Annotated in this window: 12 protein-coding genes; 8 read left to right on the forward strand and 4 right to left on the reverse strand. The window is 62.1% G+C overall.

The annotated features are described in order from the left end of the window. Window positions 1-45: 45 nt before the first annotated feature. The 6 genes from BM374_RS22270 (at window position 46) to BM374_RS22305 (ending at window position 7,456) form a co-directional block, all read left to right on the forward strand. Window positions 46-1,383 carry an extracellular solute-binding protein gene (locus BM374_RS22270; protein WP_177248455.1) on the forward strand — a complete coding sequence of 446 codons (1,338 nt, stop codon included), beginning with the start codon at window positions 46-48 and terminating at the stop codon, window positions 1,381-1,383. Continuing rightward, on the forward strand, window positions 1,383-2,444 hold the full coding sequence (locus tag BM374_RS22275) for an ABC transporter ATP-binding protein (RefSeq protein ID WP_244552661.1): 1,062 nt from the start codon (window positions 1,383-1,385) through the stop codon (window positions 2,442-2,444). Before BM374_RS22270 ends, BM374_RS22275 begins: the two co-directional genes overlap by 1 nt. A 15-nt stretch (window positions 2,445-2,459) precedes the next feature. Next, on the forward strand, window positions 2,460-3,389 hold the full coding sequence (locus BM374_RS22280) for a carbohydrate ABC transporter permease (RefSeq protein ID WP_092296501.1): 930 nt from the start codon (window positions 2,460-2,462) through the stop codon (window positions 3,387-3,389). Between the two features lies 1 nt (window position 3,390). Further along, window positions 3,391-4,236: a carbohydrate ABC transporter permease gene (locus BM374_RS22285; RefSeq protein WP_092296505.1), complete on the forward strand. Its 846-nt coding sequence runs from the start codon at window positions 3,391-3,393 to the stop codon at window positions 4,234-4,236. A 1,231-nt stretch (window positions 4,237-5,467) separates the two neighbouring features. Beyond that, entirely contained in the window at window positions 5,468-6,904 is a 1,437-nt protein-coding gene (locus BM374_RS22300; RefSeq protein ID WP_092296511.1) for a DUF1254 domain-containing protein, read from the forward strand. A gap of 114 nt (window positions 6,905-7,018) precedes the next feature. Then, window positions 7,019-7,456, forward strand: a complete 438-nt coding sequence (locus BM374_RS22305; protein WP_092296514.1) for a DUF2721 domain-containing protein — start codon at window positions 7,019-7,021, stop codon at window positions 7,454-7,456. Between the two features lie 400 nt (window positions 7,457-7,856). Here BM374_RS22305 and BM374_RS22310 read toward each other — a convergent pair whose 3' ends face one another. The 3 genes from BM374_RS22310 to BM374_RS22320 are packed head-to-tail and all read right to left on the reverse strand — an operon-like array spanning window position 7,857 to window position 11,314. Beyond that, window positions 7,857-8,441 (reverse strand): DUF1254 domain-containing protein, encoded by a 585-nt coding sequence (locus tag BM374_RS22310; protein ID WP_092296517.1) that lies wholly within the window; start codon window positions 8,439-8,441, stop codon window positions 7,857-7,859. Further along, on the reverse strand, window positions 8,438-9,016 hold the full coding sequence (locus BM374_RS22315) for a DUF1214 domain-containing protein (protein ID WP_092296520.1): 579 nt from the start codon (window positions 9,014-9,016) through the stop codon (window positions 8,438-8,440). The genes BM374_RS22310 and BM374_RS22315 overlap by 4 nt, the downstream gene beginning before the upstream one ends. Before the next feature lie 9 nt (window positions 9,017-9,025). Then, on the reverse strand, window positions 9,026-11,314 hold the full coding sequence (locus BM374_RS22320; protein ID WP_092296523.1) for a transglycosylase domain-containing protein: 2,289 nt from the start codon (window positions 11,312-11,314) through the stop codon (window positions 9,026-9,028). A gap of 294 nt (window positions 11,315-11,608) precedes the next feature. Between BM374_RS22320 and BM374_RS22325 the strand changes: the two genes are divergently transcribed. Further along, window positions 11,609-12,124 carry a YcgN family cysteine cluster protein gene (locus tag BM374_RS22325; RefSeq protein ID WP_092296995.1) on the forward strand — a complete coding sequence of 172 codons (516 nt, stop codon included), beginning with the start codon at window positions 11,609-11,611 and terminating at the stop codon, window positions 12,122-12,124. Between the two features lie 168 nt (window positions 12,125-12,292). Next, a complete protein-coding gene (locus BM374_RS22330; protein WP_092296998.1) occupies window positions 12,293-13,885 on the forward strand; it encodes an MDR family MFS transporter in 1,593 nt (530 codons plus the stop codon). Between the two features lie 6 nt (window positions 13,886-13,891). Here BM374_RS22330 and BM374_RS22335 read toward each other — a convergent pair whose 3' ends face one another. Further along, window positions 13,892-15,856, reverse strand: coding sequence for a GAF domain-containing sensor histidine kinase (locus BM374_RS22335; RefSeq protein ID WP_177248456.1), 1,965 nt, complete (start codon window positions 15,854-15,856; stop codon window positions 13,892-13,894). Window positions 15,857-15,898: the final 42 nt, after the last annotated feature.

Raw genomic sequence — 15,898 nt, forward strand, 5'->3', positions numbered from 1 at the left:
AGCCTTCTCCAACTGGCGACATCCAGAGGAGGATTGAAGATGGGCATGGGTAGATCCCTGCGCGTCACGCGACGCCGTTTCCTCGAGCAAGCCGGTCTCTCCATTGCTGCCGCCTCGGCGACCTCCGTGACCGCGCCATTCATCTCCAAAGCTCTCGCGGACACCAAGTCGCTCTCCATTGTGCAATGGAGCCATTTTGTGCCGGAGTACGACAAATGGTTCGATCAGTTCGCAAAGGACTGGGGTACGAAAAACAACATCAGCGTCAGCGTCGACCATATCCCGGTCGGCAACGTCGCCGCGCGTGCGGCTGCCGAAGCCTCGGCCCAATCAGGTCACGATCTGTTCGGCTGGAACGGCGCGGGCGGAGCACATCTCTACCGGAAATTCCTGGTGGACGTGACGAGCCTCGTCGAAGCGACTGAAAAGAAGTACGGCAAAGTCAGCACGATCGGCCGACAGATCGGCTACAACCAGGACGACAGGACCTGGTCTGCGTTTCCCGATTTCTACATCAACTTTCCCGCCATGTATCGGAAGAGCATGTGGGACGAGATCGGCATGAAGCCGGACACCTGGGACGACGTGCGCAGCGGCGGAGCCAAGCTGAAAGCCAAGGGCCATCCGGTCGGAATCTCACTCGGGCACAGCAATGACCCGAACACGACTTGGCGTGGCCTGCTGTGGAGCTTTGGAGGTGCGCTGCAAGATGCCGAAGGCAAGAGCGTCGTGCTCAACAGCAAGGAGACGGTCGAGGCCGTCAAGTTCGTCACCGCGCTCTACAAGGAGGCGATGACGTCGGAAGTCCTGTCGTGGGACGACTCCAGCAACAACCGCTATCTTGTTTCGGGTATCGGCTCGATGATCGTCAATCCGATCTCTGCCTATCGGACGTTCCAGAAGGCAAACAAAAAAGGCGCTGACGACACCTTCGTGATGGCTCCGCCGAAGGGACCGGTACGCCAGATCATGGGCGGCGCCTCCGAGTTTTACGGCGTCTGGAAATTCGCCAGGAATCAGGAAGGTGCAATCGAATTCCTCAAATATTACGCTGATCACTGGCCAGAGGCATTCAAAGCGAGCGAGGGCTACAACAATCCGTGCTTTGCGAACCTTGTGCCGAAGCCGATGCCAATTCTCTCGAACGATCCGACCTCGAGCCCGGCTGACAAACTGTCGGTGCTGCAGGATTCCGAGCAGTGGTCGGCATCTCCGGGATATCCCGGTCCATCCTGGCCCGCGGTCGACGAAGTCTACAACGACTTCGTCATCTGCGACATGATGTCCAAGGCTGCGACGGGCCAAATGTCCGCCGAGGACTCGGTCAAGTGGGCGCATCAACAGTCCGAGGCGATCTTCACGAAGTGGCACGGGAAAACCTGATGCCGCGCCGCGCATCGGTTCCGGGAGGTTTGATGGCAGCAGTTTTAACCAGAAACATCGTCAAGACATTCGCCGACGTCGCCGCTGTCAATGGCATTTCGCTCAACGTGCCGGACGGCGAGTTCATGGTTCTGCTCGGCCCCTCGGGGTGTGGCAAGACGACTTTTCTGCGCATCATTTGCGGTCTCGAGCAACAGACGAGCGGCGATCTCCTGATCGGCGGCAACGTCGTCAACGACATCCCGCCACGCGCCCGCGGCGTGGCGATGATGTTCCAGAGCTATGGGCTCTATCCGCACTATACGGTACGCAACAACATTGCCTTTCCGTTGCGTACGCAACGAGTGTCGCGCGATGAAATCAAGAAGAAGGTCGAGTGGGCATCGCAATTGCTTGGTATCGATCACCTTCTCGATCGGCGGCCGCGGCAGCTATCCGGCGGCGAGCGGCAGCGTGTGGCACTGGCGCGCGCACTCGTTCGCGAACCGACGGCGCTCTTGCTCGACGAACCGCTGTCCAATCTCGACGCCAAGCTGCGCACCTCGGCCCGTCAGGAAATCAAGAATTTTCAGCAGCGGGTTCATCTCACCACCATCCATGTGACCCATGATCAGGTTGAAGCGATGGGCATGGGAGACCGTATCGCAGTCATCGACCATGGGCGGGTCCGGCAGGTGGGAACTCCGACCGAGATCTACCAGAATCCCGCTGACCTGTTCGTCGCCACCTTCGTCGGCGCACCTCCAATGAATATCGTTACTCGCAATGGCGGCGGCTATCTCGGATTCCGGCCGGAAAATTTACTGCCCAGGCGTATGATCGAGGATGACGCGGCGACTGAATTCTCGTTTCGCGTCGATCGTTCCGAATACCTAGGGTCCGAGCGTATCGTGTACGGCGTGATTGATGGCTACGAGTCAAAGCAGCCGATCACGGCCAAGTTGCCCCCCGCCCACGTAGCTGAAGACAGCATTCGCCCCGGCGAGTGGCACGAGTTTGCGGTGAAGAACAGCGCGCTACGTCATTTCGATAGCAGCGGCCGTCATCGCACGCGCAATTGAGGCGGGGGGACTTGTATGGCCGTCATCGCGGAACCTGTTGCCAAGCCGGTTTCACGCTTTCACTTCATCTTCGACCGTCGCGGGGTGTTCGAAGCCGTGTTGGTCGCACCGGCGATACTGTATGTTCTCCTTCTGGTTGGCTTGCCGCTCCTGCTCGCGATCTACTACTCACTCAGCGCCTATACGATATACAATCCGACCTGGAAATTTGTTGGCTTGGCGAACTTCGAGCAGATTCTGCAAGATCCGACTTTCTTCGATACCCTGCGCAACACCTTTGTTTTTACGTTCGGCTCGCAACTGCTGGGCCTCGTGCTCGGAAAATTCGGAGCCTTCTTGTTGTTGCGGCCGTTCCGCGGCCGCAAGATCGTGCGGGCGCTGATCATCCTGCCGTTTGCGGTGCCGGTCGCGCTGGCTACGATCGCCTGGCAATGGATGTTCGATTCGTTGTACAGCGTGATCAACTGGACGCTGATTGCGTCCGGCATCCTCACGCGTGAACAAGCACCGAACTGGCTCGGCAATCCCCACCTCGCGATGCTGTGCATCGTCATCATCAATGCCTGGCGTTTCTTTCCCTTCGCCATCGTGATCTTCCTGGCCGGCATCACCGCCGTTCCGCAGGACGTCATTGACGCCGCCACGGTTGATGGTGCGGGCTTCTGGCGTCGCAACTACCAGATCATCCTGCCGATGATCCTGCCGATCATGGCTATCGGCCTGATCTTCGGCATCGTCTTCACGTTCACCGACCTTTCCATCGTCTTCTTGCTGACGATGGGGGGGCCCGGCGGCGCGACTTCGGTGCTCGGATTTGCCGGCTTTCAGACCGGCATCGTATCCGGGGACGTGGCGCACGGCGCTGCCATATCGCTGTTCATGCTGCCGGTGCTGCTCGTCGTGGTGGTCTTCATGCTGCGCTTCATTCGTCGTCGGGAGATCTGACATGTCCCGCTTTGTTGCCCGCTCGGCCCGCGAGACCGGATTTTTCCTTGGCATAGCGTTCTTTGTCATCCTGGCCGCGTTTCCGTTCTATTGGATGGTGATCACGGCGTTCAAACAGAACAGCGACCTCTATAACATCGCCAACACTCCGTTCTGGTTCAATGAGCCGCCGACGTTGGACCACATCAAGTACCTGTTCTCGCAGACCCTGTTCACGCGGTGGCTGTTGAATTCACTCATCATAGGTCTCTGCGTTACAGCCATCACGCTGCTAACCGCGGTGCCGGCTGGCTATAGCCTTGCTCGCATGACCAGCCGGAGGGGCGAAGCTCTCGGAATCTTCATCTTCCTGACATACCTCGTGCCGCCGACCCTGCTATTCCTGCCGCTGTCGCGGATCATCGCTGAACTCGGTCTGCAAAACTCGATGTGGTCGCTGGTCCTGGTTTATCCGACCTTCACGATCCCGTTCTGCTCGTGGTTGCTGATGGGATTCTTCAAGGCACTACCGGTCGAGATCGAGGAAGCTGCAATCGTCGACGGCTGCAGTTTGTTCGGCGCCTTCATCAAGATGGCAGTCCCGCTGTCGGTACCGGCGATCCTCACGGTGGTGATCTTCACGTTCACCTTGACCTTACAGGAGTTCGTCTACGCTCTGACCTTCGTTTCGTCATCCGACCAAAAGCCGATCACGCTGGGCGTATCGACCGACTTGATTCGCGGCGACGTATTCTTCTGGGGCGAGATCATGGCCGGCGCATTGATCGCCGCCATACCTGTGGCTATTGCCTACAATCTATTCCTCGATCGCTTCATCGCCGGCATCACCGGCGGCGCCGTCAAGTAGTTGCAGGAGTGCTCGACGTCTGCTCCAACATGAAAAACCCCGCGGCGGAGTTTCTCCGCGCGGATGTTACGAACGTTCGACGTTGCCATTCTGCCGGTGTTTTGCCCGAAGTGTCAAAGTCGAGCGAGCGAGGCTTGGAAGGTCCGTCGGTCTGCATGATCAAGCTGATCGCAACGCGGAGCATCACGCCCTACAGATGGGTGCATCCGACCGAGGAGCGTTAGAATTTTACGGAGCTAGAGGCGACGAAGATTCAGTGCTGCGGGGGAGGGGAGTTGCTGCATCTCTTCAGAATATTACCTTCTCGGCATTGCGAGCGCAGCGGAGCGATCCAAAATCTTCGCTGCGCTCGCAACGATTTGCTGATGCTTCGCTACGTTGCACGCGGGAAACGTCCTGCTGCGGAAACAGTGAGGCCGAGCAAGAGGTTTCTTAACGGCACACCCACGCGCCGTTGACAAGCACGCGGACGCAGGCAGGTGCCGCGACAGCGGCCCCGGCCGCTGCTGCCCCTACGGCCGCTCCGCCGACTACGGCCCGGCGCGTTGTTCGGCGCGCGACGCCAGCGACACTCGCAGGAGTGGCCGGCCGTCCGACGCGGGCCTGTGCGCTCTGGACGGAAAATGAAGGGCCGTCGTCTGACGACCACTGCACCGAACCTGTTGCTGCAAACGCAAGTACGGCAGCGGCAAGCAACCATTTTCTATCACGTCGCATAACAGCCTCCTTTTGCTTGACCTTGAAAAACTCCTAAGTTCGGAAGCAGCGAGACATCGCACGACGACTTAGGCGTTGACCTGGATCAACGTCCGTGCGGCAAGCGAATACCATTCAATAGCTGGCAGCGCCCTCGCGGATTCCGGGCTGAGTGCGGGCGAACAAGTACATTCAACAACTTGCGCCCAGAGATCAGCGAGATCCTCGCCGCTTCGTGGCATTCGCGCCATGTTGGCACTTTTTTCGGGACGATCAGCTGAAGCGGTGCGTAGGCACCAGAACGAAAGTTCATACGAGCGTCCCACAAACGCATTTTCGACCGAGCACACGGAGGACACGACGTGCCGTGACGTTGATGTGCATCAACGCGCGGCATGTTTCACAAGGTTTCACTGCAGGTGGGCAGCTGCGCGCCAGGTGAGCGCACGCCTTACAACGAATGAAAACTTCGCGCGGGGACACCAGGTCTGAATCTCTCATGCCTTAGCTACGATCAAAACACCGGAGCAAGCTCATGCATTTCACACGCCGCCATCTTATGACTGCTTTGGGCACGGCGTTTTCCGCTGTCGCCCTATCGTCGAGCCGCGCCGACTATGAAGGGCCGTTGCTTCGCGCGATCGAGGGGGGTGAGGAGTTCTGGCTCGCCACCGATGCCTATGTTTATGGCTATCCGCTCGTGACGATGGAACTGACTCGCCGGGTGATCACGAACGTCTCCGCGGTCGAGGGCACGCGAGGCCCGCTGGGGCAATTCATCAAGCTCCGCTCCTATCCCGACGCCAGCTTCAGGGACGTCACGGCGCCGAATGCCGATACGCTGTACACCACGGCGTGGCTCGACGTTGGAGACGAGCCGTGGGTCCTGAGCATGCCCGACATGAAGGACCGCTATTTCCTGTTTCCGATGCTCGATGGCTGGACGAACGTCTTCCAGGTCCCCGGAAAGCGAACCACGGGCACCAAGGCTCAGACCTACGCAATCACCGGCCCAGGCTGGAAAGGGACGCTTCCGTCAGGTGTCAAGGAGTACAAGTCGCCGACCAGCATCGTCTGGATTCTGGGGCGCATCTATTGCACGGGCACACCCGAAGACTATGCGGCCGTTCATGCTGTGCAGGATGAGTTCAAGCTCGTGCCGTTGAGCTCCTACGGCAAGACGTTCGCGCCGCCAGCAGGCAAGGTCGATCCTTCGATCGACATGAAGACGGCAGTGCGCGATCAGGTGAACCGTATGGATCCCGTCGCCTATTTCACGCTTCTTGCTCAGCTGATGAAGCGCAATCCACCCGCGCCGGCTGATGCAGCGGACGTGGCGAAGTTCGCGAAGATCGGGCTGGTGCCCGGCAAGGATTTCGACGCTAGCAAGCTCGACGCCGCATTCTCCAAGCGCATTCCGCAGGTCGCGTTCGATCGGATCATGCTGCAGTTCAAGGTCAACAAAGCGGTCAAGAACGTCAACGGCTGGATGTTCGACACCGAAACCGGCATCTACGGCACCGAGTATCTCAATCGCGCCTTCGTCACGGCCATTGGTCTTGGCGCTAACCGCATTCAGGACGCTTGCTATCCGACATCCCAGAAGGACGCCGACGGCAGGGCTTACGTCGGCAGCAACAAGTATGTCCTCCGCTTCCCGAAGGGACAACTTCCGCCCGTTGGCGGCTTCTGGTCCCTCACGATGTACGATGAGAACTATTTCTTCGTGGCGAATCCCATCAACCGCTACTCGATCAGTGCCCGCCAGAGCCTCAAGCCCAATGCCGACGGTTCCGTGGATCTTTACATTCAAAAAGACTCGCCTGGAGCTGACAAGGAAGCGAACTGGCTACCGGCACCAGCCGGCAAGTTCGTCTTGATGTTGCGAATGTACTGGCCGAACGAGAAATCGCCGTCGATCATCAACGGAAGCTGGTCGCCGCCAGCCGTTCAGAAAGTAGCCGGCACCTAGTTCATGCACCCCAGCCCGGGCGGTTCGCGCCGCTCGGGCTCACTAGGAGTTCGATGATTGCGCAGTCGATTTGAGGCTTCTACGCGTTTGCACCGACGATCATGGGAGGGATCGATGCCGTTTCCAGACACCCCGTCCGTCGAGCAACTTTCGCAGGTGATTGTTCAGGTCACCGCGCCATCGTTCCTCCTCGGAGCAGTTGCTGGATTCGTCTCACTGCTCGTTTCGCGCATGAACCGGGTCGTCGACCGCATACAACTGCTCAATTCTATATCGACTGGCGATGAGACCAGGGCGCGTCTGAAGGAAGACATTCCTCGGTTGAAGCGCCGTGCCCAACTGTTGAACAAGGCAATTCTCTTCGCGGGGACTAGCGCGATATTGACGTGCCTGTTGGTCATGGTGGCCTTCGTCAGCGCATTCTATCAGCTGCGGCACGAGTACGGTGTGGCCGTGCTGTTCATTGCTGCAGTCGGAGTCTTCACCGCGGCGCTTGCGAATCTCATACGTGAGACCCGGATTTCGTTGCACGAGTACGACATGTATAATTGACGTTTGAAGTCGGACGGGCGACGGCGAGGGATCGAGCATTCTGTCCGGCGCTCCTACCCGATTGCGGACGTGATTCCGCCAGCTTGAGTTTATGGCGGTGAACTTTGGCCCGACGACTTGACTAGCCGCGGGCGCAATGCCGATCATCTCATTTTGACACCTCCATCCAGGCATGAAAAAGACCCGCGACGGATTTTTCCGCACGGGTCTGACAAACTCTCGATGATGCCATTCTGCCAGTGTTTTGCCCGACGTGTCAAAGGCGTTCAAAGCGGTCTTGTTGCCGCCGTCGCGCTGGTGTCGATCGGTCGTCTGGATTAGCCAATAGTTTCAACACCTCTGCTACTGTGCATGGGGTTGTTTTCAGCTTTTGGTACGCGTGGGGCTCAACGCCCGCGCCTCAGCGCCGCCCGCGCGGTGCCTCGGCCTTGGCCGGCGCCTCGGTCTGCGGCGCGCAGGTCGCGGCTTGAAGCGTTGCTTGCGCCTGCGGCATCAGGCCGGGTTCGGCGGCCAGCGCCTTCATCACGATCAGGCCGGTGGTGCTGGGCGAGTCGATGATCAGGCGGTCGGCCGCGGTGACCTCTTCGTCCTCGGGCAGCGCGTTGTGCTGCGCTTCCGTCATCAAGTCGAGCTCGATCACCTTCTTGCCGGCCGAGCGGTCGTTGATGGCGTAATAGGCGATCTCGTTGCGGGTGTAGAACGACACCGAGGTATAGGCCTGGCTCACCGGCACGGTCAGCTTGATCGGGCCGCCCGACAGGTCATAGCGGCAGATCGCGAGCGCAAAGGCCGGATCCATGAACGGCATCGGCGAGGTCTGCGGATCAGCCAGCGGCAGCTGCGTCACGCCGTTGAGCTTGGTCATCGGCGTCAGTCGCGAATAGGCATCTTGCGTTGCGATCCGCGGCAGCGCCAGCACGCTGACGAGATGGACCACGAGGCCCAGCACCACACCGGCAAGGATGGTGAACGCCAGACGGATCATGAGCAACCCACAGTGGAGATGCTGGGCATCGGCGCATCGCGCTGGGTGCGCGTCGCAACTCCGACCGGCGTGTCGTAGAGACGGAACATCAGCGCATAGCGCTCGATGCCGCCGGTCGGCAGCCAGTTGCCGGCCCGCGAGCGCGCGGCGATGTGGATCTCGAACGAACCGTCGGAGGCGCGCACGACCTCCTGGCTGGTGAAGCCGTAGCGCTGGAGCGAGTTGGCGACGAGGTGTCCCTGGCGGTCGTATAGCGTCAGCGTCCAGAACCGTGCCGGCGGCGTCACGCCTGACACGACGACGTCGCAGCGGCCGTCGAGCGCCTTCTTCTTGTCGTCGGTGGTCGCGGTGAAGGCGACGCCGTCGCCGGTTCCGATCGGCAGCTCGCCGTTGCGCACGATGGTGGCGCGTGAATAGGGATCGACGTCGGCGGTGCCGGTGCGCGGACGCGCGGTCCAGGCGCCGATCGTCAGCGCGCCGATTTCGGTGCCGCGCGTCGTCGTCATCCAGGTGGCGCCGACGCCGACCACGGTCGCGAGCAGGAGGGCCGTTAATGTGATCAGGATCAGCCGCACGGGTCTCGATCAGTTCTTGCGCGGGGCGGATGCGTTTGCGTTCTCTTCCGCATAGTTCTGCGGGAAGGCGAGCGCGCTCGTCGACGATGCGGGCCTGGCCGGCTTGCTGTCGTCGGAAGCCGATTTGTTCGCTGTCCTGGCGGCGTCGTCGAGCAGCTTCTCGACGCGGACCAGGATGTCGGCGCCGCGCTTGGTCAGCACCGGCGGCGGACCGGGTTTGGTCTCCAGCACCTTCGGCGCCGCATTGGCCTGTGCGTTGGCGATCTGCTCGCGCGGCAGCTTCTGGCCCATGCCGACGCCGGGAATTTCCCGGACTTCGACGCCCTGATGCGCGGCGACCATGATGTCGTGCCAGGTCTGCGCCGGCAGCGAGCCGCCGGTCATGCGGTTGGTCGGCGAGTAGTCGTCGTTGCCGTACCAGACCGCGCAGGTGAAGTTGCCGGTGTAGCCGACGAACCAGGCGTCGCGATACGCATTCGTCGTACCGGTCTTGCCCGCGGTCGGAATGCCGTCGAGCGCTGCGCGCCGCGCGGTGCCCTCGCTGACGACGTGACTCATCATGCCGGCCATGTCGGCGGCGATGTTCGCAGGAATCGCCTGCCTTGGCTTCGGGCCGTCGCGGTCCCAGCGCCAGACCAGATCGCCCGCGCCGGTTCGCACTTCGAGGACGGCATGCGGCGTCACGGCCTTGCCGCGGTTCGGGAACGTGGCGTAGGCGACCGCATGCTCGAGCACGGTGACTTCATCGGAGCCGATCGGCAGCGATGGCGTGTCGGGCAGGGGCGCCTTGATGCCGAAGCGGCGGGCGACCTCGACGATCTTGGCGCGACCGATCTTGGCCGGGTTCGGCGCCTTCGGTTGCTCTTTCTGGCCGATCGCGATCGACAGCTTCACCGGCACGACGTTGATCGAGCGCGTGATCGCCTGCGTCAGCGTCACCGAGCCGGAATAGGAATGGCCATAGTTCTGCGGACACCAATTGCCGATGCAGACCGGGCCGTCGACCACGACCGAGTTCGGCGTGAAGCCGTTCAACAGCGCCGTGGTGTAGACGTAAGGCTTGAACGAGGAGCCGGGCTGGCGATAGGCGTCGGTGGCGCGGTTGAACTGGCTCGCGCCGTAATCGCGGCCGCCGACCATGGCGCGGATGCCGCCGTCGAGATCGGCGACGACGGTTGCGGCCTGCGTCGCGTGATAGTCGCGGCCGAACTGGCGGAGCTGGTTCTCGATGGCGTCTTCGGCTGCCTTCTGCACGTTGGTATCGATCGCGAGGCGAACGACGAAGACGCGCTCGGTGTAGGATTTCGGGAAGGTGTCGACGAGCTTGCGCATCTCGTCGAAGGCGTAGTCGAGATAATAGTTCGGCGAAGCCTCGTCGCGGCGGTCGACCGCGAAGGCCGGGTTGCGCCGGGCGCCGAACACCTGGCCCTCGGTCATGAAGCCGGCATCGACGAGATTGTCGAGCACGACGTTGGCGCGGGCGCGCGCGGCGGGCAGGTTGATGTGCGGGGCGTATTTCGTCGGCGCCTTGAACAAGCCGGCAAGCATCGCGGCCTCGGCGAGATTGACGTCGCGCGCCGACTTGTTGAAGTAGAAATGCGCCGCGCCGTCGACGCCGAAGGTGCCGCCGCCCATATAGGCGCGGTCGAGATAGAGCTTCAGGATCTCGTTCTTGGTCAGGCGCCATTCCAGCCAGACCGCGAGAAAGGCCTCGTTGATCTTGCGCTCGATGGTGCGCTCGTTGCTCAGGAACAGGTTCTTGGCGAGCTGCTGGGTGATCGAAGAGCCGCCCTGGCGGACGCCGCCGGCCTGGGCGTTGGTGACGAGCGCGCGGGCGGTGCCTGCGATGTCGATGCCGAAATGGTCGTAGAACCGGCGGTCTTCGGTCGCAAGCGTCGCCTTGATCAGCACATCAGGGAAATCTTCCAGCGGGATCGAGTCATTGTGCTTGATGCCGCGGCTGCCGATCGGGTTGCCGTAGCGGTCGAGGAACGTCACCGCGAGGTCGGACTTCTTCAGCCAGTCCTCGTCCGCGGTCTCGCGGAAGGCGGGGATGGCGAGGATCAGCATCAGCAACATGCCGCCGAGGCCGATGGTGGCGGCCTCCGACAGCGGCTCAATGAACACCCAGCGCTTCCACCGGCCGACATAGAAGCGGTCCATGAAGGTCGAGTAGCGCTCGTAAAGCTCGCGAATGCCCTTGGCCGAGGAGAACAGCGAGGAGTCGATGCGTGCATCGAGGTCCAGGAAGAAGTTCCTGACTCTGCTCTTCCAGTTGGATGGCGTGTTCTGGACCACCTAGAACCCTTGAGGCTCGGTTCGAAAGCGTTCAAGCACCCGGCCGGGGCGGCATCGAGACGTCTTGCGGGATTGTTGCGGCAAACCCAAGGCGCCCGTTTCGCGGACCTCAGGGGACTTGCTGTTCTTCTAGCCGAGCAGGGCCTATAAACCAATGGTCACGCTCGCAATTTTGAACAACAGGCCTAATTGAACCCCGGTTCATTACGGGCCTTTTGGGCGCGTTGCTTGCAGCTTTGCGCCTGCGCCCCCTAGATGGTGCAGGCCGCAGCTCTTTGGATCAATATCAGTCGCATGACCGCAGCTCGCAAACGACCTTCAGATCAGGATGGATTCTTCTGGAAAACCAAGAAGATGGAGGACATGTCGCCGGCCGAATGGGAGAGCCTGTGCGACGGCTGCGGCCGCTGCTGCCTGAGCAAGCTCGAGGATGAGGATACCGGCGAGATCTATTTCACCGATGTCAGCTGCAAGATGCTCGATTCCTGCACGGCGGGCTGCAAGGACTACACGAATCGCTTCGACCACGTTCCGGACTGCGTTGTCATGACCCCCGAGAGCGTCCGCGTCCTGAAATGGCTGCCGCCGAGCTGCGGCTACAAGCTGGTCGCGGAAGGGCGCGATCTCTATTGGTGGCACCCGCTTGTCTCGGGCGATCCCAACACGGTGCACGAGGCCGGCGTCTCCGTGCGCGGCCGGGTTGCCGGTACGGAAGAGGAGATCCCCGACGAGGAGCTCGAGAACAACCTCGTGCAATGGCCGGGGCAGCTCCCCAAACGGGCACGCCTGAAGCGACGCCCCGAGGATTGATCAAGGCCTGATCCGCCAGCCATTTGAGATCACTTGTTCGGGATGACCGCAGTGCGGGATGCACCCATGCGCCGCGGTGCCTGCCCGAGAAGAACTTTGCTGTCTAGATTGGCTTCATAGCACGAATCCCTCGCGGCTTTGCACCGCAATACGATCCGACAGCCCGAGATGAATAAGTTCATACGGCAGAGCAGCCAGTCTGCCGACATCCAGACATTGCCCGACGATCTCGCCGAGGAACTGACCCGCCGCCTTCCGGGCGAGGTCATGAGCGTCAGCGACTCGCCCTCGATCTCGCCGCCGGCGCCGCTGACCTCGGACGAGGTCCGCACCATCGTCATGAGCCTGATGCTGACGATGTTCCTGGCCGCCCTCGACCAGACCATCGTCGCCACCGCACTGCCGACCATCGGCCGCCAGTTCCAGGACGTCTCCAACCTGTCCTGGGTCATCACCTCCTATCTGCTCGCCTCGACTGCGGTTGCGCCGGTGTTCGGGACCCTGAGCGACATCTACGGCCGCAAGGCCATGCTCATCACCTCGCTCAGCCTGTTCATTGCCGGCTCGATCCTGTGCGCGATCGCGCCGAGCATGCCGATGCTGATCTTGGCGCGCGGCCTTCAGGGGCTTGGCGGCGGCGGCATCATGCCTGTCGTTCAGACCGTGATCTCCGACGTCGTCTCCCCGCGCGAGCGCGGCCAGTACCAGGCCTATTTTTCCAGCGTTTGGATGGTCGGCGGCATCCTCGGTCCCGTCATCGGCGGCGTGTTCGCCGAGCATCTGCACTGGTCGATGATCTTCTGGATCAACCTGCCGCTCGCAGCTGCGGCGCTCGCGCTGCTGCTGCCGAAGATGAAGAAGATCCCGGTGTTCCACCGCAAGCGCAAGGTCGACTGGATCGGCGGCGTGCTGCTGATGGCCTCCGCCGTCGTCTTCATGCTGGTGCTGACCTGGGGCGGCACGCGCTATCCCTGGCTCTCGCCGACCGTGCTGTCGATGGTGGGCGGCGCGGTCGCGCTCGCGCTCACCTTCATCTGGCACGCGCGCCGCGCTGATGAACCGTTCCTGCCGCTCCCGCTGCTCGGCGGATCCGTCGCGCCGTTCGCACTGACCGCCGGCGGCTGCGGGCTCGGCGCCATCACCGGCCTCACGGTGCAGCTGCCGCTCTATTACGAGTCCGTCTATCACCTCAGCGCCAGCGAGGCGGGGCTTGCGTTGATTCCGCTCGCGGCGGTTTCGACCTGCGGTGCCGCGATCGCCGGACGCACCATGGCGCGTGCCAAACATTACAAGCGGGTCGCCATCATCGGCACCTCATGGGCAGCGATCTGCGGCCTCGGGCTCACGGTCACGACGCTGCCGCTCTGGGGCCTCTTGACGCTGATGGCCGCGTTTGCGCTCGGGCTTGGCACGACCTTCCCGGTTTGCGTGGTCTCGCTGCAGAATTCGGTGGCACGTCCGCAGGTCGGCACCATCACGGGCGCGATGAATTTCTTCCGTGCGCTGATGTCCTCGTTCACGGTCGCTGCGTTCGCCGCCATCTTGCTGATCGCGCTCGGCGCCGACATTCCGCTGGCGGGCGAACATCATGCCGCTGGCGGCATCCCCGCGATCCCTGTGGAGGACATGCGGCATGCCTTCCGTTATGTCTTCGCCGCCGCGACGGCGCTGATGACCACAGCTTCGCTCTGCCTGATGCTGATGGAGGAGCGGCCGCTGGCCGGTCCCTCCGCCACGCAGGCCGTCGAGATGGCGGAATAGGGTCGGCTAGCCGCTGCCGTCCGCGAAGCTGCTTTTTCGCGGCAGCACAATCGTGAATTCCGTGAACTGGCCGGGCTCCGTCGCGACCTCGATCGTGCCGCCGTGCTGCTTCACCACGATGTCGTGGCTCATTGACAGCCCGAGGCCGGTGCCTTCGCCGGCCGGCTTGGTGGTGAAGAACGGATTGAACATCTTCGCCTTCACATCGTCCGGAATGCCGGTGCCGTTGTCGCGGATGCGGATCTCGACGCTGTCGCCGCGGTCGCGGGTCGTGGCTGTTAAGGTCGGCTCGAACGTGCCCGCGCCGCTTTCCGCCTTGCGCTTTGCCGCCGCATAGAACCCGTTCGAGACGAGGTTCAGCAGCACCCGCGTGATCTCCTGCGGGAACAGTTCGGCGGAGCCTGCCGCCGGATCGAACGAGCGTTTCAAGGTGACGTCGAACTGCGGCTGCTCGGCGCGCGCGCCGTGATAGGCGAGGTTGAGGCTCTCCTCGAGCAGCGCGTTGATGTCGCTCAACCGATACTCGCCGCCGCCTTCGCGGGAATGCAGCAGCATGTTCTTGACGATCGAATCGGCGCGCTTGCCGTGCTGCACGACCTTTTGAAGATTGTCCTTCAGCATCCCAGTCAGCTCGTCGACCTCGCTGCGAACCTCGCCCGCAAGTGAAACCGGCGCAAGCACCTCGTTCAGTTCGTCCGCCAGCTCAGTCGACAGCGCGGCGAAATTGTTGACGAAGTTGAGCGGGTTCTTGATCTCGTGTGCGATGCCGGCGGTGAGCTGGCCGAGCGAGGCCAGCTTCTCGGTCTGGATCAGCCGGTCCTGCGCCGCGCGCAAGTCATCGAGAGATTTGGCGAGCTCGATGGTGCGGGCCTGAACCTGGTTGAACAGGCTGACATTCTTGACCGCGATCACCGCCTGGTCGGCGAAGGTTTGCAACAGCCGCACGTGATGCTCGGCGAATGTGCCGGCCGTGCGCCGCGTGGCGATGATGACGCCTTTGGCCTTGCCTTCGCTCATCAGCGGCGTGAACAGCATGCTGCGAAATCCACGGGCGCGCGCGATGTCGCGTGCGGCCGGCTCGAGTTCGGTATCGGGCAGCTGCGCCTGTCGACCATTGGCCGTGAGCTGGTAGGCCGGGAATTGCGCGAACGGTACCGGGAACGATGCTTTCAGCACGCGGTCGCCCTCGGGATCGCCCGGCGTGAAGGCCGCCAGATGCGCTTCGCCGTCGATATAGCGCAGCACCGCAGTGGAGAAGCCACCGATCAGCCGGTTGGCATTGGCGGCGACGGCGTCGAACACCGGCTGCACGTCAGAGGGCGAGGCCGCCATCACCCTTAAGATGTCGGCGGTAGCGGTCTGGCGTTCCAGCGTCTCGCGCGTCTCGTTGAAGAGCCGGGCGTTCTCGATCGCGATCACGGCCTGATCGGCAAAGGTCTGGAGCAACTCCACGAGATCCGGCGTGAACGCACCGGGTTGAATGCGCGTGACGCTGATCATGCCGACCGCCGCGCCACGATTCATCAGCGGCATGAACAGCACGCTGCGAAAGCCGCGCAGCCGTGCAAGGTTGCGGTTCAGCTCCGGGACGTCCTCAGCCTCGGCATCGGGAAACTGGATCGTCTCGCCGCCGCGAACCAGCGCGAAAGTTGGAAAATCCTCGATCCGCCGCGGGAACGACGCCTTCAGCCCTTCGTCGGCTTCCGGGCTGGTCGGCGTAAACGCGACCAGATGCAGCTCGTCGCCGATGAACTGGAGCACAGTGGCGGAGAAACCGCCAAGGAGACGTTTCGAGCTCGATGCGATCGCCGCGAACACGGGCCGGGCATCCGACGGGGACGCTGCGATGGTGCGCAAGATTTCGGCGCTGGCATTTTGCCGATCGCGCAGCCGGGCATTTTCGGCCGCGGCCAACTGCACTTGCCGCTTGAGCTCGTCGATCTCGGCGATGTCGTTAGACGGGATGGTCATTCGCAATCCGGCTCGATGCCACTGCATGCGCGGCACGAGAGC

It is taken from the genome of Bradyrhizobium sp. Ghvi, assembly GCF_900115265.1.
In the GTDB taxonomy this organism is placed as follows: Bacteria; Pseudomonadota; Alphaproteobacteria; order Rhizobiales; family Xanthobacteraceae; genus Bradyrhizobium.

What these genes read in the sequence shown, in the direction of transcription:
- BM374_RS22270 (WP_177248455.1), top strand. Translation starts at nt 46, where the DNA reads ATGGGTAGATCCCTGCGCGTCACGCGACGCCGTTTCCTCGAGCAAGCC.
- BM374_RS22275 (WP_244552661.1), top strand. Translation starts at nt 1,383, where the DNA reads ATGCCGCGCCGCGCATCGGTTCCGGGAGGTTTGATGGCAGCAGTTTTA.
- BM374_RS22280 (WP_092296501.1), top strand. Translation starts at nt 2,460, where the DNA reads ATGGCCGTCATCGCGGAACCTGTTGCCAAGCCGGTTTCACGCTTTCAC.
- BM374_RS22285 (WP_092296505.1), top strand. Translation starts at nt 3,391, where the DNA reads ATGTCCCGCTTTGTTGCCCGCTCGGCCCGCGAGACCGGATTTTTCCTT.
- BM374_RS22300 (WP_092296511.1), top strand. Translation starts at nt 5,468, where the DNA reads ATGCATTTCACACGCCGCCATCTTATGACTGCTTTGGGCACGGCGTTT.
- BM374_RS22305 (WP_092296514.1), top strand. Translation starts at nt 7,019, where the DNA reads ATGCCGTTTCCAGACACCCCGTCCGTCGAGCAACTTTCGCAGGTGATT.
- BM374_RS22310 (WP_092296517.1), bottom strand. Translation starts at nt 8,441, where the DNA reads ATGATCCGTCTGGCGTTCACCATCCTTGCCGGTGTGGTGCTGGGCCTC.
- BM374_RS22325 (WP_092296995.1), top strand. Translation starts at nt 11,609, where the DNA reads ATGACCGCAGCTCGCAAACGACCTTCAGATCAGGATGGATTCTTCTGG.
- BM374_RS22330 (WP_092296998.1), top strand. Translation starts at nt 12,293, where the DNA reads ATGAATAAGTTCATACGGCAGAGCAGCCAGTCTGCCGACATCCAGACA.
- BM374_RS22335 (WP_177248456.1), bottom strand. Translation starts at nt 15,856, where the DNA reads ATGACCATCCCGTCTAACGACATCGCCGAGATCGACGAGCTCAAGCGG.